Below are 2,570 nucleotides of genomic sequence, written 5' to 3'. Positions count from 1 at the left end.
GATCCATCCCCCCACCCCAGTTGCGCCGGGGCCCACTCCCCGGCGCGGGAGCCACCGCCATGGGAGGCGGCCGGGGCGGAAGGCCCCGCGCCAGCACCACCTCCCCAGGCACGTCCTCACAGCGATAGAAGCCGCAAGCCGTGTCCCCGCACAGCAGGGTCACACAGGCGTCTTCCCGCGCTTCACCGCACTCCGCTTCCGCCGCGTCCCACCGCTGCTGGAGCGGCGTGCTGGACGCGCACGCCGTCAACAGCAACACCAGCACACCGCACGCCAGGGCTCGCACGCTCACAGAGGCCGCGTTTCGATGCCGGATTCGAGCACCGTCAGGACGACGTAGAGCGTGACGTGCGGATTGAGAAAGAAATAGCGAAACTCATCACCGGAGAGGGCCCGGATATGCCAGCGCTCGGCGGCCTCCGCATATCCCCCGAGCTCCGAGGGCAAAGGCATGCACCGGACCGCCATGAGCGCATCCGCCCGGCTCTGGAACACCGGGAGGCCCCCTTCGGGCCCCTCCATCCAGAACTGGCCCAGCAACTCACCGTCGGCCGTCGCTGCTTCCAGGAGATGGTACGGCTCTCCCGTCGGCGCGGTGTCCTTCGGCATCCGCGCCAGCCGCTCAGCGACCTTCTGGACGAACTCGTCCTTGCCCATCTCCGCCATCTCCACCCTCCCGGGTTCCACTTCCGCCCCACACCCCTACACCGTCAGGGCAGCGGCCCCTCCACCAATCGCAACACATCCGCCAACACCCCGGCCGCCGTCACCGCCGCGCCCGCGCCATACCCCCGAATCACCAGCGGCGTCGGGCTGTACCGCTCGGACAGGAAGCTGAGCGCGTTCTCTCCGCCCTTCACCGCCGCCAGCGGATGCTCCAGCGGCACCGGCACCAATCCCACGCGCACGCCCTCCTGTCCCACGCTGCCCACGTAGCGCAGCACCTTGCCTTCCTTGCGGTGCGCGTCCACCCGCCGCTGGAAGATCGCGTCCGCCTGCGGCAGCCGCGCCAGGAACTCCGGCAGCGGCCCCGTCGCGTCGAACTCCTCCGGCAGCAGCGACGCCAGCGTCACCTCCTCCAACTCCAGCGTGCGCCCCAATTCGCGCGCGAGGATGAGCACCTTGCGCGCCACGTCCGTGCCCTCCAGGTCGTCGCGCGGATCCGGCTCCGTGAAGCCCTTCTCCATCGCCGTGCCCACCGCCTTCGACAGCGGCACCCCCTGCTCCGTCAATCCCAGGATGAACGACAGCGAACCGGACAGGATGCCCTCCACCCGGTGCACCGTGTCGCCCGTGCGCAGCATGTTCTTCAACGTGTCGATGACCGGCAGCCCCGCCCCCACGTTCGTCTCGTAGAGGAACTTCCGCTGGTGCCGCGACGCCGTCTCCCGCAGCGCCCGCCAGTGCTCCTGTCGCCCTGAATTCGCCTTCTTGTTCGCCGTGACGACATGCAGCCCGGACGCCATCAGCGACGGATACCCCAGCGCCACGTCCTGACTGCTCGTGCAGTCCACGAAGATGGGCCGGCCCGGCCGCCGCGCCTTCGCCCACGCGCGGAACGTGTCCAGCGTGAAGCCGGACTCGCTCGCCTCCAGCCGCGCCTTCCAGCCGTCCAGCGCCACGCCCTCCGGCGCCACCAGGCTGTGCCGGCTGTTGGCAATGGCACACACCCGCAGGTCCAACCCGTGCGCCCGCAGCTTCGGCGCCTGCTGGTGGATCTGCCGCAACAGCTCCCCGCCCACCGTGCCCACGCCCGCCACCAGCAGCTCCACGATCTCCGTGGTGCCAAAGCACTTGCGGTGCACGTGCGCCATCGCGCGCGGCCCGTCCACCTGCGAAATCACCGCGGAGATGCTCCGCTCGCTGGAGCCCTGCGCGATGGCCGCGATGCTGCAATCCACGTCCGCCAGCGCGCTGAAGAACGTGCCCGCGACACCCACCCGGTGCCGCATCCCATCCCCCACGATGCTCAGCACGGCCAGCCCCGGCTGCTGCTCGATGGGGTCCACCTTCCCCGTCTCACGCTCCACCTCGAACGCATCCTCCAGCGCCAGCACCGCCCGGGCGCCCTCCTCCTGCCCCACGCAGAAGCTGATCGAGGACTCACTGGACCCTTGCGTAATGAGCACCACGGAGATGGACGCGCGTGCCATCGCCTCGAACACGCGCGCGGCCGTGCCCGGCACGCCCTTCAACCCCGCCCCCGCGATGTTGATGAGCGTGATGTCCGGCAGGAACGACAGGCCCCGCACCGGATGGCGCGCCGCCTGCGCCGTGGCCGTCACCCGCGTGCCCGGGTGCTCCGGCCGGAAGCTGTTGCACACGCGCACCGGGATGCCCCGCTCGCGCGCCGGAGCAATCGTCTTCGGGTGCAGCACTTTCGCGCCGAAGTACGCCAGCTCCATCGCCTCCTCGAAGCTCACCTCCTCCAGCGCGAACGCCTCCGGCACCAGCCGCGGATCCGCGCTGAAGATGCCGTCCACGTCCGTCCAGATCTCCAAGAGCCGCGCGTCCAGCGCCGCCGCCGCCAGCGCCGCCGAGTAGTCCGAACCCCCCCGCCCCAGCGACAT

The 2,570-nt window shown here is 70.4% G+C and carries 3 protein-coding genes; all 3 read right to left on the bottom strand.

The features are described 5' to 3' along the window. Nucleotides 1–286 (bottom strand): DUF2380 domain-containing protein (locus tag D7V93_RS41545; protein ID WP_120648497.1); only part of this gene is annotated, 286 nt, incomplete at its 3' end. A 2-nt stretch (nt 287–288) separates the two neighbouring features. Next, nucleotides 289–657 carry a hypothetical protein gene (locus D7V93_RS41540; protein ID WP_147451629.1) on the bottom strand — a complete coding sequence of 123 codons (369 nt, stop codon included), beginning with the start codon at nt 655–657 and terminating at the stop codon, nt 289–291. Nucleotides 658–710: 53 nt separating this feature from the next. Then, on the bottom strand, nt 711–2,570 hold a 1,860-nt coding region (gene thrA / locus D7V93_RS41535), incomplete at its 5' end, for a bifunctional aspartate kinase/homoserine dehydrogenase I (RefSeq protein WP_120648495.1).

Origin of the sequence: Corallococcus llansteffanensis, from assembly GCF_003612055.1 — a bacterium.
Lineage (GTDB): Bacteria > Myxococcota > Myxococcia > Myxococcales > Myxococcaceae > Corallococcus > Corallococcus llansteffanensis.
This window is presented reverse-complemented; position numbering and strand designations above follow the sequence as displayed.